The 15,007-nt window shown below is 72.7% G+C and carries 12 protein-coding genes and 1 pseudogene; 10 read left to right on the top strand and 3 right to left on the bottom strand.

The features are described 5' to 3' along the window. The first annotated feature begins 9 nt into the window (after window positions 1–9). Window positions 10–762, top strand: coding sequence for an RNA polymerase sigma factor (locus ACFWFZ_RS07830; protein ID WP_030663920.1), 753 nt, complete (start codon window positions 10–12; stop codon window positions 760–762). Beyond that, window positions 762–1,781: a hypothetical protein gene (locus ACFWFZ_RS07835; protein WP_387118125.1), complete on the top strand. Its 1,020-nt coding sequence runs from the start codon at window positions 762–764 to the stop codon at window positions 1,779–1,781. The genes ACFWFZ_RS07830 and ACFWFZ_RS07835 overlap by 1 nt, the downstream gene beginning before the upstream one ends. 339 nt (window positions 1,782–2,120) lie before the next feature. Here ACFWFZ_RS07835 and ACFWFZ_RS07840 read toward each other — a convergent pair whose 3' ends face one another. Then, window positions 2,121–2,993 carry a peptidoglycan-binding protein gene (locus ACFWFZ_RS07840; protein ID WP_387118128.1) on the bottom strand — a complete coding sequence of 291 codons (873 nt, stop codon included), beginning with the start codon at window positions 2,991–2,993 and terminating at the stop codon, window positions 2,121–2,123. A gap of 179 nt (window positions 2,994–3,172) precedes the next feature. On the opposite strand from ACFWFZ_RS07840, the gene ACFWFZ_RS07845 reads away from it, so the two are divergent. Both ACFWFZ_RS07845 and leuE read left to right on the top strand, forming a co-directional pair. Beyond that, window positions 3,173–4,753 carry a methylmalonyl-CoA mutase gene (locus tag ACFWFZ_RS07845; protein WP_387118131.1) on the top strand — a complete coding sequence of 527 codons (1,581 nt, stop codon included), beginning with the start codon at window positions 3,173–3,175 and terminating at the stop codon, window positions 4,751–4,753. Window positions 4,754–4,798: 45 nt separating this feature from the next. Next, the gene (leuE, locus tag ACFWFZ_RS07850) at window positions 4,799–5,449 is read left to right on the top strand and encodes a leucine efflux protein LeuE (protein ID WP_387118134.1); all 651 of its coding nucleotides are present in this window, start codon (window positions 4,799–4,801) and stop codon (window positions 5,447–5,449) included. 41 nt (window positions 5,450–5,490) lie between these two features. Here leuE and ACFWFZ_RS07855 read toward each other — a convergent pair whose 3' ends face one another. Continuing rightward, complete coding sequence (locus tag ACFWFZ_RS07855; RefSeq protein WP_387118137.1) at window positions 5,491–6,825, bottom strand: polysialyltransferase family glycosyltransferase; 1,335 nt, start codon at window positions 6,823–6,825, stop codon at window positions 5,491–5,493. Then, window positions 6,825–7,805 carry a glycosyltransferase family 2 protein gene (locus ACFWFZ_RS07860; protein WP_387118140.1) on the bottom strand — a complete coding sequence of 327 codons (981 nt, stop codon included), beginning with the start codon at window positions 7,803–7,805 and terminating at the stop codon, window positions 6,825–6,827. Before ACFWFZ_RS07860 ends, ACFWFZ_RS07855 begins: the two co-directional genes overlap by 1 nt. Window positions 7,806–7,981: 176 nt before the next feature. Between ACFWFZ_RS07860 and ACFWFZ_RS07865 the strand changes: the two genes are divergently transcribed. From ACFWFZ_RS07865 to ACFWFZ_RS07890, 6 genes and pseudogenes are all read left to right on the top strand, one after another. Then, the gene (locus tag ACFWFZ_RS07865) at window positions 7,982–9,346 is read left to right on the top strand and encodes a DUF6716 putative glycosyltransferase (RefSeq protein ID WP_387118142.1); all 1,365 of its coding nucleotides are present in this window, start codon (window positions 7,982–7,984) and stop codon (window positions 9,344–9,346) included. Further along, window positions 9,343–9,714, top strand: a pseudogene (locus tag ACFWFZ_RS07870) (cytidylyltransferase domain-containing protein); the annotation flags it as partial. The gene ACFWFZ_RS07865 and the pseudogene ACFWFZ_RS07870, both read left to right, overlap by 4 nt. Before the next feature lie 429 nt (window positions 9,715–10,143). Then, window positions 10,144–11,052: an N-acetylneuraminate synthase family protein gene (locus tag ACFWFZ_RS07875; RefSeq protein ID WP_387118395.1), complete on the top strand. Its 909-nt coding sequence runs from the start codon at window positions 10,144–10,146 to the stop codon at window positions 11,050–11,052. Window positions 11,053–11,102: 50 nt separating this feature from the next. Continuing rightward, complete coding sequence (locus tag ACFWFZ_RS07880) at window positions 11,103–12,284, top strand: hypothetical protein (protein ID WP_387118144.1); 1,182 nt, start codon at window positions 11,103–11,105, stop codon at window positions 12,282–12,284. 137 nt (window positions 12,285–12,421) lie between these two features. Then, complete coding sequence (locus tag ACFWFZ_RS07885; RefSeq protein ID WP_387118398.1) at window positions 12,422–13,666, top strand: amidohydrolase; 1,245 nt, start codon at window positions 12,422–12,424, stop codon at window positions 13,664–13,666. A 229-nt stretch (window positions 13,667–13,895) separates the two neighbouring features. After that, window positions 13,896–14,957, top strand: a complete 1,062-nt coding sequence (locus ACFWFZ_RS07890; RefSeq protein WP_387118146.1) for a BMP family protein — start codon at window positions 13,896–13,898, stop codon at window positions 14,955–14,957. Window positions 14,958–15,007 lie beyond the last annotated feature (50 nt).

Consider the following 15,007-nt stretch of genomic DNA (forward strand, 5'->3'; position numbering starts at 1 on the left):
TTGGGGACTTTGCTGGGGGACGACGCGGAGCTGACCGCCGCGGTGCTCGCGGCACAGGACGGCGACGAGAACGCGTTCCGTGCTGTGTACCGCGCCGTGCACCCACGCCTGCTCGGTTACGTACGCACGCTCGTCGGGGACGGCGACGCGGAGGACGTGACCTCCGAGGCATGGCTGCAGATAGCCCGCGACCTGGACTCCTTCACCGGCGACGCCGACCGCTTCCGCGGCTGGGCCGCCCGGATCGCCCGCAACCGGGCCCTGGACCACATACGCATGCGCGGCCGCCGGCCCGCCATCGGCGGCGACGACACCGAGCTGACGAGCTGGGCCGCCGAGTGCGACACCGCCGGCGCGGCGATGGAGTCCCTCGACACCGGGCGCACCATGGCGCTCATAGCCCAGCTGCCCCAGGACCAGGCCGAGGCCGTCGTCCTGAGAGTCGTGGTCGGCCTCGACGCCAAGAGCGCGGCCGAGACCCTGGGCAAGCGGCCCGGCGCCGTGCGCACCGCCGCCCACCGCGGCCTGAAGAAGCTCGCGGAACTGCTCGCCGCGCAGGGCGCGGACGGCGGCTTCGAGGCCGGTCCGGGCACCGGCGCCAAGGCGGGCGTCACGGTCGGCCATAATGCCGATGGCCATGCGTGGGACGGCGGGGGCGGGAGGGATCTCGACGCCGTACCCGCACAGCGTGGCCGGGGCGGCAGCTACGCAGAACAAACCGGTGTGACGCATTCACGTTGGCGGACGCAGAAGGACATGTGATGGCCGACGAGCGCGACAGGTGGCTGGACGAGGCCGCGGCGGAAGCATTCCTGCGCGGCGGACCGACGGAACCTGTGGGGCCCGCCGCCGACACGCGCGCCGCGAGGGAGGCCGCCCGGCTGCGGGCTGCCCTGGACGCCCTGGGCGCGATGGCGGTGCCGGCGCCCACGGGCACGGAACTGCCCGGCGAGAGCGCGGCGGTGGACGCCTACCGGGCGGCGCGCGGCGCCGCGCGCCGCGCCGCCGTGGCGTCCGGGGCCGACGGGGCCGGTGAGCCCCTGGTCGACCTCGGCCGCGCCTTCCCCGCGCCCGCGCCCGTACCGGCCCGACGGCGCGCCCGGACCGTCAGCTTCGGTCTGGCCGCGGCCCTCGCGAGCGTCGCCGCCGGCGGACTGGCCGCCGCGGCCGGCGCCGGGCTGCTGGACCGGGCCCGGCACGACACCGCGGGACCCGGGCCGGCGACGTCCGTCAGCGCCGGCGAGAGCCCGGTCCCGGACGCCGGCACCAGCGCCCCGCCCCTGACCCCGAAGCTGCTGCCCACCCCGCTGCCGGACGGCTCGAACCCGGCGTCCCCCGCGACCCCGTCGCCGGGCCCGGACGGGCGTACGGCACCCGGCACCACGGCGGGCCCCGACACCTCCACGGGCACCACCACGATCGGCGGCGGCTGGGGCGGGGACATGCAGGACGACCGCAGCGGTCCGGGCGACCGCGAAGGCAGCCGCGACACCCTGGGCACGGGGGAACTCGGCAGGGACCGCCAGCGCGAGCAGGACAGCCGGCTCAAGGTGGACCTCTGCCAGGAGTACCGCAAGGGCCGCCTCGACGACGACCGGCGCGAGCGGCTCTCGCGTCTGGCGGACGGGCTCCTGCGGATCCCGGCCTACTGCGCCTCGGTGCTGGACGGGGAGCGCGACGGCACCAGGCGCCGCGACGCCCCGCAGGGCGGCACGACCCTCCGGGCGCCGTCAATGTCACCGGCGGTCCCGCAGGACTCCACGCGCCTCGGCGCGCGCTGACACATGCGCTGACACATGCGCTGACACATGCGCTGACCTGCCTGTAACACTTTCCGAACCGGTGGCGCAGTACTAATCGAGCCGACTGGTCATCGGCCGCGCATGAGCCGGGGTTCCCCCCGTACCCCTGGGCTCTGCGCAACCGGCGCGGGCGGGGCACGTTCCCCCGGCCCTGCCCGCGCCCTTTACCTCGACCCGTTCAACGGGACAGGCCGTCCGTTTCGCGACACGCCGGCAGGGCGGGTCACGAAGGGGACGGCCTGATGTGTTTCTCCGGCCCGTGGCCGGCGGTGCGGTCGGGGCCCGGATCCCGGGCCCCCGGCATCACGCCCTGCGGGCTCACCAGTAGACGACGACCTTGTCGCCGACCTTCACGTCGTCGAAGAGCTTCGACAGCTTGCCCTTGTCCCGGACGTTCACACAGCCGTGCGAGGCGCCGGCGTAGCCGCGGGCCGCGAAGTCCGCGGAGTAGTGCACCGCCTGGCCGCCGCTGAAGAACATCGCGTACGGCATCGGCGTGTGGTAGATCGTCGACGTCCACTCCTTGGCCTTCCAGCCCACGTTGAACACGCCCTCGCGGGTCGGGGTGTTCTCCGAGCCGAAGCGCACGTCCATCGTCGAGACGACCTTGCCGTCGATCATCCAGGCGAGGGTGCGGCTCTCCTTGCTGATGCACATGACGCGGCCCGTCATGCAGCGCGGGTCCGGCGCGGCGACCTCGTTGACGGTCGGCGGGCGCAGCTCGTCGGCGGTGGGCTTCTTGCTGGAGCTCTGGATCTTCTTCCAGGTCTTCTCGTCGACCCCGCCGGTCGCGTCCAGACCGTTCTTCGACTGGAAGGACTTCACCGCGGCCGTGGTCTTCGAGCCGTAGAAACCGGTCGGCGACACCGTCAGCAGCTTGAGCTGCTTCAGCCGGGCCTGGAGCTCGCGGACCTGCTCGCTCTCGTCGCCGTTGGCCATGATCTGCTTCACCGAGGGCGACGGCGAGGCCGACGGGGAGGCGGAGGCGGAGGCCGAGGCCGACGGCGAGGGCTCACCGGGCTTGTTGTCGGTGCTCGGAGAGGCTTCGGGGGTGGCGCCCGCCGTGGGCGAGGACGGCGCCACGGAAGAGGAGCCGGCCGACTCCGTCTTCTGCGGACCGCAGGCGGTCGCGGCGAGCGCGACGGCGGTGGCGACCCCGATCGTGCGGATTATGGCTCTCTGGCGCTGCATTGCAGTCCCCCGGTTTCTACGTCGTGTATCTAGGTGATGCCTGGCGCGCGTGGAGAGTTGCACAGAGTCCCGGGATGTTGCGCCATTGTGACCAGCAACCGTCCACGGCCTTACGAAGCGACGCGCGGGCAAGGTTGTACCAGCCCCGGGCCCGGTTGCTCTACGGAGGACTTCGTCACATGGCAAGCACGGAGAGCGGAATCCCGGTCGAACCGGTCTACGGGCCGGGCGATCTGACGGGATGGGACCCCGAGGTCCAATTGGGTGTACCTGGGGACTTCCCCTACACTCGGGGGATTTATCCGAACATGTACACCGGTCGGCCGTGGACGATGCGGCAGTACGCCGGCTTCGGCACGGCCACCGAGTCCAACGCCCGCTACCGGCAGCTCATCGCGGGCGGCGGCACCGGGCTGTCCGTCGCCTTCGACCTGCCCACCCAGATGGGCCACGACTCCGACGCGCCCCTCGCCCACGGCGAGGTGGGCAAGGTCGGCGTCGCCGTCGACTCGCTCGACGACATGCGCACACTGCTCGACGGGATCCCCCTCGACCGGGTCTCCACCTCGATGACGATCAACGCGCCCGCCGCGCTGCTCCTGCTGCTCTACCAGCTGGTCGCGGAGGAACAGGGCATGACGGGCGCGCAGCTGACGGGGACGATCCAGAACGACGTCCTGAAGGAGTACATCGCCCGGGGGACGTACATCTTCCCGCCCGGCCCCTCACTACGGCTGACGGCCGACACCTTCCGCTACTGCCGGGCCGAGATCCCCCGGTGGAACACCATCTCCATCTCCGGCTACCACATGGCCGAAGCCGGCGCCTCGCCCGCGCAGGAGGTGGCCTTCACCCTCGCCGACGCCGTCGCCTACGTCCGTACGGCCCTCGCGGCCGGGATGGCGGTCGACGAGTTCGCGCCCCGGCTGTCCTTCTTCTTCGTCGCCCGCACCACCCTGCTGGAGGAGGTCGCGAAGTTCCGCGCCGCCCGGCGGATCTGGGCCCGCCTCATGCGGGAGGAGTTCGGGGCACGGGATGCGAAGTCGATGATGCTGCGCTTCCACACCCAGACCGCCGGCGTCCAGCTCACCGCGCAGCAGCCCGAGCTGAACCTCGTACGCGTCGCCGTGCAGGCCCTCGCCGCCGTGCTGGGCGGCACGCAGTCGCTGCACACCAACTCCTTCGACGAGGCGATCGCGCTGCCCACGGAGAAGTCGGCCCGCCTCGCGCTGCGCACCCAGCAGGTCCTCGCGCACGAAACGGACGTACCGCACACCGTGGACCCCTTCGCCGGGTCGTACGCGGTGGAGCGGATGACGGACGAACTGGAGGCGGCGGCCCTGGACCTGATGCGGCGGGTCGAGGAGCAGGGCGGGGCGGTGGCCGCGATCGAGGCCGGCTTCCAGAAGGCGGAGATCGAGCGGAACGCCTACCGCATCGCGCGGGAGACCGACAGCGGTGAGCGGGTGGTGGTCGGGGTCAACCGCTTCGCGCTGGAGCGCGAGGAGCCGTACGAGCCGCTGCGCGTGGACCCGGCGATCGAGGAGCGCCAGTGCGCGGCGCTGGCGCGTCTGCGGGCGGAGCGCGACGGGGCGGCGGTGACGGCGGCGCTCGGGGCGCTGCGGGAGGCGGCGGCGGGCACCGCGAACGTGCTGTACCCGATGAAGGAGGCGCTGCGCGCGCGGGCCACGGTGGGGGAGGTGTGCGGGGCGCTGCGGGAGGTGTGGGGGACCTACGAGCCCACCGGTTCCACATGGTGAAACACTGTGGACTGTCAGGTGTGTCCTCATGCGACACTCCTGCCTATGCTGGGTGTCACCGATCTGCCGACGTACCTCGCCGGCCTCGTCCTGATCATTCTCCTGCCGGGACCGAACTCGCTCTACGTGCTGTCCGTCGCCGCCCGCCGCGGTGTGCGCACGGGCTACAAGGCCGCCGCCGGGGTGTTCACCGGCGACGCCGTACTGATGGCGCTGACCGCCGTGGGCGCCGGGGCGCTGCTCCAGGCGAGCCCGCTGGTGTTCACCGTGGTGAAGTTCCTCGGCGCCGGGTACCTGGCCTGGCTCGCCGTCGGGATGATGCGGGGCGCCTGGGCGCTGTGGCGCACCCGCCGGGAACGGGAGGAGGCGCGCGCCGCGGCCGCCGCCGACCCGGCCGACAACGAGCGGCCCTACCGGCGCGCCCTGCTGATCAGCCTTCTCAACCCGAAGGCCATCCTCTTCCTGATGTCCTTCTTCGTGCAGTTCGTGGACCCGTCCTACGCCTACCCGGCGCTGTCGTTCCTGGTCCTCGGCGGTCTGCTGCAGACCGGCAGCTTCCTCTACCTGACGCTGCTGATATTCGGCGGCACCCGCCTGTCGGAGGCGTTCCGCCGCCGCAAGCGGCTGTCGGCCGGGGCGACCTCGGCGGCGGGCGTGCTGTTCCTGGGCTTCGCGGCCAAGCTCGCCACCGGCTGAGACCTGCCCGCTGAGCCCCGCCGGCTGACCGGCTGAGACGCTCAGTCGAGGGCGCGGCGCAGGGCCCGGGCCATGCGCCGCACGGTCCGGCTGCGCGGCAGGAACGACAGCCGGGCGGGGATGCCGCCGGGCAGGCCCAGCCCGGTCAGCCGGCGACGGGTGAAGTACCGCCAGGTGTCCGGGGTCAGGTGCGCTGCCAGGTACGCCTCGGCCGCGGCCCGCCGCGCCGACAGGATCTGCGGCTGCATGGTGAACCCGACGGCGGTCAGCAGCCCGGCCTGCTCCGCTCCCGCCCGCCCCACGGAGGCGGGCGTCCAGGCGCGGACCGCCTCCGGGTCCGCCAGGTCCGGCAGCAGCGAGTCCACCAGTACCAGCGGCACCCGGTTGCTGTTCTGGTACGGAGCCAGGCGGGCCAGCACGGCCCCGGTGCCGGTGCGCGCGACGGGCAGACCGTACAGCGCGGCGGCGGTCAGCAGCCCGGTGGAGAAGCAGCCGACGACGAGCGCCGGGCGCAGCCGGCCGTAGAGGGTCTCGGCCAGGACCGGGGTGCGCACCACGGTGAGCCGGGCGCCGAGCCGTTCGGCCTCCGCCGCGGCCCGGCGTGCATACGCGGCCGGCGCACTGGGATGGGGCTTGAAGACCAGCTCCCGGTGGCCGAGCGCGAAGGCGCCGCGGACCATAGAGGCGTGCAGCTCCTCCTCCTCGTCCGGGCCCATCAGGTCGAGCGCCGAAAGGTACTGGCCCAGCAGCAGAGCCGGGGACTCCCCGACGCCGTCCAGGTCAGGGCCGTGCGGCGGGAGCTCCGCGAGGACCTTCAGGAAGGACTGCGCGGGCACGACCTCCCCCCGCGCCCCGAACTCCGTCAGCAGCAGCGGCTGCAGGCCGGGCACGAGGTCCAGGTGGAGCACCCGCCGCACCCGCATCCCGAGCTGTGGGTCGAGGCGGAAGCGGGTGGGACCGTAGCTCATCAGCCCGTCGGCGTAGACGTCGACCGCCGCGCCCGGGAAGAGCCGGCACAGGGACTGGGCCGGCGGCACCTGGAGGGATTCCACGATCAGCTCGACCCGGTCCTCGCCGAGCCCCCACAGCGCGCGCAGGTGCCGCTCCCAGATCGGGATGTCCTCGGCGCGCGGGGCCCAGGTGCTCGGGTGCTGCGGCTCGATCACGGCATTCCAGTCGAGCACCTCGTCGAAGCGGGTGCGCAGGGCGGCGAAACCCGGCATGCCGGCCACCCCCGGGGTCACCTCGGCGGTGACGGCGTGGTTGCTGGTCAGCAGGATCCGGCGGCCCGCGGGCGGGAAGCAGCCCGCGTCGACGCCCGCCGCGAGCGTGGCCACGCCGTAGAGGGTGGAGGCCAGGAAGATCTGCGTGAGCATCAGACGGCCGCCCCCGACGGGGTGCGGCGGCTGCCGCGCAGGCGGCGCAGGAGCGCGGAGCGTTCGGCGTCCATCGAGTCCAGGACCCGGTCCAGCACGTCCTGGGGCATGCGGCCGAGCGCGGCCGCGCTCATCAGGCGGAGTTTCCTGGCCACGGACGGTTCGTACCTTTCGATGGATCCGAAATGGTGCGCGATGATTGCGCAGTACGTTCGTACGGATTTCGGCAGCAGCAGATCGGATTCCCGGTCGGCGGCGACACCGTCGAGAACCTCGTCGAATGCCCGGATGAAATCGAGCTGCCGTTCGTCCTTGATCTGCGTCAACGACGTGGAAACACCGCGCCGGTAGAAGACGCCGGGGAGCCCGACCGCGGCGAAGGACCCGGCCTCCCGGTGCAGCCGCCAGATCCACGGCCGGTCCTCCGCCGTGCGCAGCCCGTCGGTGAAGTGCAGCAGGCCGCGGTCCAGCAGCCGCCGGTGGTACATCCCGGCCCAGGCGTACGGATAGTCGACCGAGGTCGCCCGGTCGGCGGGCAGGATCGCGCCGCGCGGATCGGCGACGACGGACTGCGGGCCGAAGGGGACGCGCTGCACGCTCCGCGTCCGGCCCGTGCACCGCACATGGTCGGTGCGGACGAAATCGCAGTTCAGAGCCTCTATGGCGGTCAGCATCCGGGCCAGGTGGCCGGGGGCCAGCCAGTCGTCCCCGTCCAGGAAGGCGAGGTACTCGCCGCGGGCCGCGTCCAGCCCGGTGTTCCGCGCGGTCGCCAGGCCGCCGTTGCTGCGGTGTCTGAGGTGCACCGCCCCGGGCAGCTCGCGCGCCGCCCGCTCCAGCAGGTCGGGCGTCCCGTCCGTCGAGCAGTCGTCGACGAGCAGGAACTCGAAGTCGTCCCGGGCGTTCAGTTCGAGACTCTTCAGGGCGTCCGGTGCGTATGTCTGCACGTTGTAGAACGGCACGACAACAGAGAGCTTGGGCACCTGTGGGACATTAGGACGCCGCCCGACATTCGCCGTGGCCCGGATGCGGATTTCATGTGAACGGCGCGGGGCGGACGGGTTAACCCGTCCGCTTTCGCATGCAGTCGGCATTTTGTTAACCCGCTGTTGTGCGCTCGTTGGGCCGATCACCGAAAACGCCGAATACGTTCTGCCGCGTGCCAGAACGCAAACGCGTCGCCGTACTCGCCGATTCCGACACGAGATGGAAATGGGGCGCAACCACCGCCCGCCGCCTCGTGCCCGACCACCAGCTCACCGGATACCTGCTGCGCGGCCGTGCCACGCCCACCGCGCGCCAGCTCGGCGAGGTCGGGGTGGAGACCGACCGGCCTGCCGAGGTGACCTGCGCCGAGTTCCTCGCCGAGATCGCACGTGAGCGCTACGACGTGGTCGTCCTCGCGCTCGTCGGCGGGGCCGTCCAGGCGGTCCTGCACGGGGCCCGCGCCCTGTGGCCGGCCCCCGCCAGGCGCCCCGTACTCGTCACCGGATACGTCGGAGTCGTCTACGAGAAGCTCGCCGACGGGCTGCTGCTGCGGCACGGCGCCGACCTCGTCCTCGCCAACTCCCGCCACGACGCCGAGCGCTTCCGCGCCGTGTACGAGGGGGTCGGAGCGGACGCAGGCGCCGTCACCGAGACCGCGCTGCCCTTCCTCGGCGGGGCGCCCTACGAGCCGCCCGGGAGCCGTGCCCACACGGTGGTCTTCGCCGTACAGCCCTCCGTCCCCGACAGCCGCGCCGACCGCGCCTACCTGCTGGAACGGGCCGCCGGCCATGCCCGCAAGCATCCCGACCGGGAGGTGCTGATCAAGCTGCGCAGCAAGCCCGGGGAACACACCACGCACCTGGAGGAGCAGCCGTACCAGCGGCTCGCGGAGAAGATCCCCGGCGGACTGCCCGCCAACTGCCGACTGGTGTACGGGAACATGGGCGAGGTACTGGACGGCACCGACCTGCTGGTCACCGTCTCCTCCACGGCCGCCCTGGAATCCCTGCACCGCTCCATCCCGACGGCCGTCCTCACCGACCTCGGCATCCGCGAGGCCCTCGGCAACCACCACTTCCTGGGCTCCGGCTGCCTGGCCTCCTGGGACCAGCTCGACTCGGGACTCCTCCCGGAGGGCGACCCGGTCTGGCTGGCCGCCCAGGGCGTACGCGCCCCCGGCGCCCCCGGCCCGGCAGGCGCGGGCCCCGCCGGCCCGGCCGCATCCGGGGCCGCCGCGGGCGGTGACGCCTACGCCGTCGCCCGGGCCAAGGTCGCCGGGCTGCTCGCTGCGACCCGGCTGCCCTCGCCCGCGCCCTACTACACGCTCACCACCGCGCCCGGATACCTGCCCGGCATCCTCGCCCGGCACCGCCTCGCACCCGACGGCACCCCGCTGCCCGGCACCACGCGGCAGGAGGCGGGCGAGTCCCGGCTGCGCCGCCGGCTCCGCGCCCACCTGCGCGAGGCCGCCCGCGGGGCGTACCGGCACGGGGTGCAGCGCGTCGCCCCGGTGATCCGCAGGCTGGGGGAGCTGTGAGGGTCCTCGCCGTCATCCCCGCCCGCGGCGGCTCCAAGGGGGTCCCCGGAAAGAACCTCGCCGAGGTCGCCGGCACCCCGCTCGTCGCCCGCGCCGTCCTGGCCTGCCGGGCCGCGCCGACCGTCACCGACGTGGTCGTCTCCACCGACTGCGAGGCCGTCGCCCAGGCCGCCCGCGCCGCCGGCGCCGACGTGATCGCCCGCCCCACCGCGATCTCCGGCGACACCGCGAGCAGCGAGGCCGCCCTCCTGCACGCCCTCGCCGCTTTCGAGGAACTGCACTCGCTCACCGTGGACGTGGTCCTCCTCGTCCAGTGCACCAGCCCCTTCCTCGCGACCTCCGACGTCGAGTCGGTCGCCGTGGCCGTCGCCTCCGGGGCGGCCGACTCGGCCCTGACCGTGGCCCCCTTCCACGGCTTCCTCTGGCGGGACGACCCCGACGGCACCGGGACCGGGGTCAACCACGACCCGGCGTACCGGCCCCGCCGCCAGGACCGGCCGCAGGACCTGCTGGAGACAGGCGCCGCCTACGCCATGGACGCCGCGGGCTTGCGCACCGCCCGCCACCGCTTCTTCGGCCGCACCCTGCCCGTCCCCACCGACCCCGCCCGGGTCCTGGAGATCGACGACCCCCACGACCTCGCCCGCGCCCGGCTGCTCGCCCCGCTGCTCGACCCGCGCCCCGGCGGCGCACACGCACCGCCGCGGCCCGACGCGGAACCGGCCCCGCACCCCGACCCGCACCCCGACCCGCAGCCCACACCCCGAAGGCCCCCGCACCGAAGGACGTCCCCTGCCATGACCTCCACGCCCGACCCCCGCCTGCGCACCTTCGGCGCCCGCACCGCGGGCCCCGGCCGCCCCGTCTACGTCGTCGGCGAGATCGGCATCAACCACAACGGCGACCTCGGCAACGCCTTCGCCCTCATCGACGCCGCCGCCCAAGCCGGCTGCGACGCCGTGAAGTTCCAGAAGCGCACGCCGGAGATCTGCACCCCGCGCGACCAGTGGGACATCGAACGCGACACCCCCTGGGGCCGGATGACCTACATCGACTACCGCCACCGGGTCGAGTTCGGCGAGGACGAGTACCGCGCCATCGACGAGCACTGCGCCAAGCGCGGCATCGACTGGTTCGCCTCCCCCTGGGACACCGAGGCCGTCGCCTTCCTGGAGAAGTTCGACGTCCCCGCCCACAAGGTGGCCTCCGCCTCCCTCACGGACGACGAGCTCCTGCGCGCCCTGCGCGCCACCGGCCGCACCGTCGTCCTGTCCACCGGCATGTCCACCCCGCAGCAGATCCGCCACGCCGTCGAGGTGCTCGGCAGCGCCAACATCCTCCTCTGCCACGCCACTTCGACGTACCCGGCCAAGGCCGAGGAACTCAACCTGCGGGTCATCGACACCCTGCGCGACGAGTACCCCAACGTCCCGATCGGCTACTCCGGCCATGAGACGGGCCTGCAGACCACCCTGGCCGCCGTCGCCCTCGGCGCCACCTTCGTCGAGCGCCACATCACCCTCGACCGCGCGATGTGGGGCTCCGACCAGGCCGCCTCCGTCGAGCCCGGCGGCCTGGCCCGCCTGGTCCGCGACATCCGCACCATCGAGACCGCCCTCGGCGACGGCATCAAGCGGGTCTACGAGTCCGAGCTCGGCCCCATGAAGAAGCTCCGCCGCGTCCGCGGCGAGCTGGCCTCCGTCTAGTCCGGCTCCGGTCCGGCGCGTACCAGCCCCGCCCCCGAGAAGGAGTACGTGTGAGCACCTCCGCCTCCACCCTGGCGTTCGTCGAGAGCCCGGTCCAACTCCTCAACGTGCTGGAGTGGGCGTACGCGCGCGCCGCCGCGCCCGGCAGACCGCTCGACGGCGTCCCGAGCCAGCGCGGGCGCCGCACCGCCGGACCGGGGGCGGAGACCGGCCCGCGACCGGAGGACACGCTCTCACCCGTACGGATCGTCGTCCTGCCGCCCACCGACCCCATGTCCCGCGGCCAGCTGCGCCGGATGGCGGCGCTGGCCCGGGACGAGGGGTGCGAGGTGCAGTGGCAGGAGGCGCGCGGCAGCCGGCTCGCCCCGGTGAAGGCGCTCGCCGCGCTGGCGCGCGACGTCCGCGCGGCGCACACCGTCGTCGTCGGCGACCCCTTCTCGCGCTACGTCCAGCTCCTGCTCACCCTGGTGCGCGCCGAGGAGCTCGTCGTGGTCGACGACGGCACCGCGACCATGGAGTTCGTCGCCCAGACGGCCCGCGGCGAACGCCTCGTCCGCTGGCACCGGGTCGGCGGCCCAGGGCTGCCCGGCCGCGTCCGCGAGCTGGCGTACGCGCCCGTCTCGGCGGCCGCGCGGCGCCGGTTCGTCCCGGACGGGGCCGCCGGCACGGGGACGGGGACGGCCCGCCGCGTCGAGGTGTTCACCTCGATGCCGGTCGTCCCGCACGGAGGGATGACGCTGCGGGCCAACGAGTTCTCCTGGACCCGCGCCCGCTTCGGCCCGCCCCGCCTGACCAAGGGCACCGACCTGGTCGGCACCTCGCTCGTGGAGACCGGCGTCGTCGACCCGGACCGCTACCTCGGCGCGGTCCGCTCCCTCGCCCTGGAGCACGGCGCCACCCGCTATTTCGCGCACCGCCGCGAGTCCCCGGAGAAGCTGCGCGCGCTGAGCCGGGCGACCGGGCTGGAGATCGTACGCCCGGACCTGCCGCTGGAGCTGATCGCGCGTCGGGGTCCCGTCGGCCGGACGATCCTCAGCTTTCCCTCCACCGTGGTCCACACCCTGCCGTACGTCCTGACCGGTACCGGGGTCACCGTCGCCGTATGCGATGTGGACCCGGCCTGGCTCACCGGGTCCGCGTCCCCGCGCGCGAAGAGCTTCCTCGCGGGGGTCACCGACACCGCTCGCGATGTGCGCAGACTGCCCGCCCAGGCCGCGCCCACGGCCGGATGAGCGGGCGAGTTTACCCTCGGGTCAACCCGGTCATGCGCCCAGAGGCGGTGTTTCTTTCCCCTAACGGCATGAACTTTTCGCGATCCCCGCTCAGTTGACCCATCCGTGCGCCTACCCTTCAACGGGTGAACCAGTTGATGTCCCGCGAGTCCCAGACCCTCCAGCCCGTCGAGTCCGACTGGCCCGAGCTGCCCGGCAAACTTCCGGACCACCTGCGCACCGAACTGATCGCCTTCCGCCGGGACTTGCACATGCACCCGGAGCTCGGACACCAGGAATTCCGCACCACCGCGGCGATCAAGGCCAGGCTTGAGAAGGCCGGGCTGCGACCACGGGTCCTGAAGTCCGGCACCGGCCTGATCTGTGACGTAGGCACCTGGGACGGAGGCCGGCCGATGCTGGCCCTGCGCGCGGACATCGACGCCCTGCCCATCCCGGACGCCAAGACGCACGTCCCGTACCGCTCGACCTCCCCGGACCGCGCCCACGCCTGCGGCCACGACGTGCACACCGCCGTCGTCCTCGGTGCCGGCCTCGTCCTGGCCGAGCTCGACCGGCAGGGGCTTCTGCCCCGGCCCGTACGGCTGCTCTTCCAGCCCGCCGAGGAGGTGCTGCCCGGCGGCGCCACCGACGCCATCGAGTCCGGAGTGCTGGACGGGGTGGGCCGGATCGTCGCCGTCCACTGCGACCCCCGGGTCGACGCCGGCCGGATCGGGCTGCGGCCCGGCCCCATCACCTCCGCCTGCGACCGGCTGGAGGTCAGCCTCACCGGATCCGGCGGGCACACCGCCCGGCCGCACCTGACCACCGACCTGGTGACGGCCGCCGCCCGCGTGGCCGTCGACGCGCCGGCCCTGCTCGCCCGCCGGATGGACGCCCGCTCGGGCATGTCGGTCACCTGGGGCCGGATCGAGTCCGGGCACGCCTGCAACGTGATCCCGATGCACGCCGAGCTGTCCGGAACCGTACGGTGCCTGGACCTGGCCGCCTGGCACGAGGCGCCGGACATGATCCACGCGGCGATCGACGAGATCGCGACCATGCACGGGGCCAAGTTCGAGATCAACCACGTGCGCGGGGTGCCGCCGGTGGTCAACGACCCGGTGATCACGGAACTGCTGCGCGAGGCGATGGCGGCCCGCCGCGGAGCCGAGTCGGTCGAGGACACCGAGCAGAGCCTGGGCGGGGAGGACTTCTCCTGGTACCTGGAGCACGTGCCGGGCGCCATGGCCCGTCTCGGGGTCCGCACGCCGGGCGACACCGCCAAGCGTGACCTGCACCGCGGCGACTTCGACGTGGACGAGGACGCGATCGCCGTCGGGGTCGAGTTCTTCACGGCCGCCGCACTGATCGACGGCCGCCGCACACCGCCTTCCAGGTAGCCGGTAGGGCCTCGCCCCTACAACATCGGCGAGCCTCCCGGCGGACGTGTCCAGCCCTTGGTACACAAGGGCTGGACGCCTTGGCAGTTACCGATCGGTCACTGTCCGGTTCGCGACGATCCGATAACGACTCATGAACGGGCCTTTAACTGACATCTACGCGCGTTACGATCGCCGCGAAACCAGCGCCGGTCGTGGCGCTTCGGTCAGGTTTTGAAGGAGCCTCCCCTTGCGCCGGATCACCAGGATCGCCACCGTGGGCATCGCGTCCGCGGCGCTGGCCCTCTCGGCCACCGCCTGTGGCGGTAAGAAGTCCTCTGACGCCTCCTCCTCCCCCTCGGAGTCGGGTCAGAAGTCCGCAGCCATCGCGTACGACATCGGTGGCCGCGGCGACCAGTCGTTCAACGACGCCGCCTACGCCGGTCTGAAGAAGGCCGAGACCGACCTGAAGATCAAGGGCGCCGAGGCGGAGCCCACCGACGGCGAGGGCGAGGCCGACAAGGTCCAGCGCCTCACCGAGCTCGCCCGCAAGGGCAACAACCCGGTCATCGGCGTCGGCTTCGCCTACGCCCCGGCCATCAAGAAGGTCGCCCCGAAGTTCCCGAACACCACGTTCGGCATCATCGACGACACCTCGGTGACCGGCCCGAACGTCGCCAACATGGTCTTCAACGAGGAGCAGGGCTCCTACCTGGCCGGCGTCGCCGCCGCCAAGGTCTCGAAGACCGGCACGGTCGGCTTCATCGGCGGTGTCGAGGTCCCGCTGATCAAGAAGTTCGAGGCGGGCTTCGCCCAGGGTGTCAAGGACACCAACCCGAACGCCAAGGTGCTCACCACGTACCTGACCCAGCCGCCGAACTTCGACGGTTTCGCCAAGCCCGACCTGGGCAAGGCCGCCGCGCAGGGCCAGCTCGACGCCGGTGGCGCCGACGTGATCTACGCCGCCGCCGGCCTCGCCGGCTCCGGTGCCATCGAGGCCGCTTCCACCAAGGGCAAGTGGGCCATCGGCGTCGACTCCGACCAGTACAACCAGGCCGGTCTGGCGAAGTACAAGGACTCCATCCTGACCTCGGTCACCAAGGACGTCTCGGACTCCGTCTTCAACCTGATCAAGTCGGTCGAGGAGGGCAAGCCCACCACCGGTGAGATCCGCTACGGCCTGGACAAGGACGGCGTCGGCCTGGCCGACTCCAACCCGAAGTACAAGGAGATGACCGACGTCATCGCCGCGGTGGAGAAGGCCAAGGCCGACATCATCGCCAAGAAGATCACCGTCAAGACCGCTCCGTAAGGTCGTCTTGGACGTGTAGTCCTGGTCTACGGGGTCCGGGAAGCGGTCGT

The organism is Streptomyces sp. NPDC060232, assembly GCF_042726555.1.
Lineage (GTDB): Bacteria > Actinomycetota > Actinomycetes > Streptomycetales > Streptomycetaceae > Streptomyces.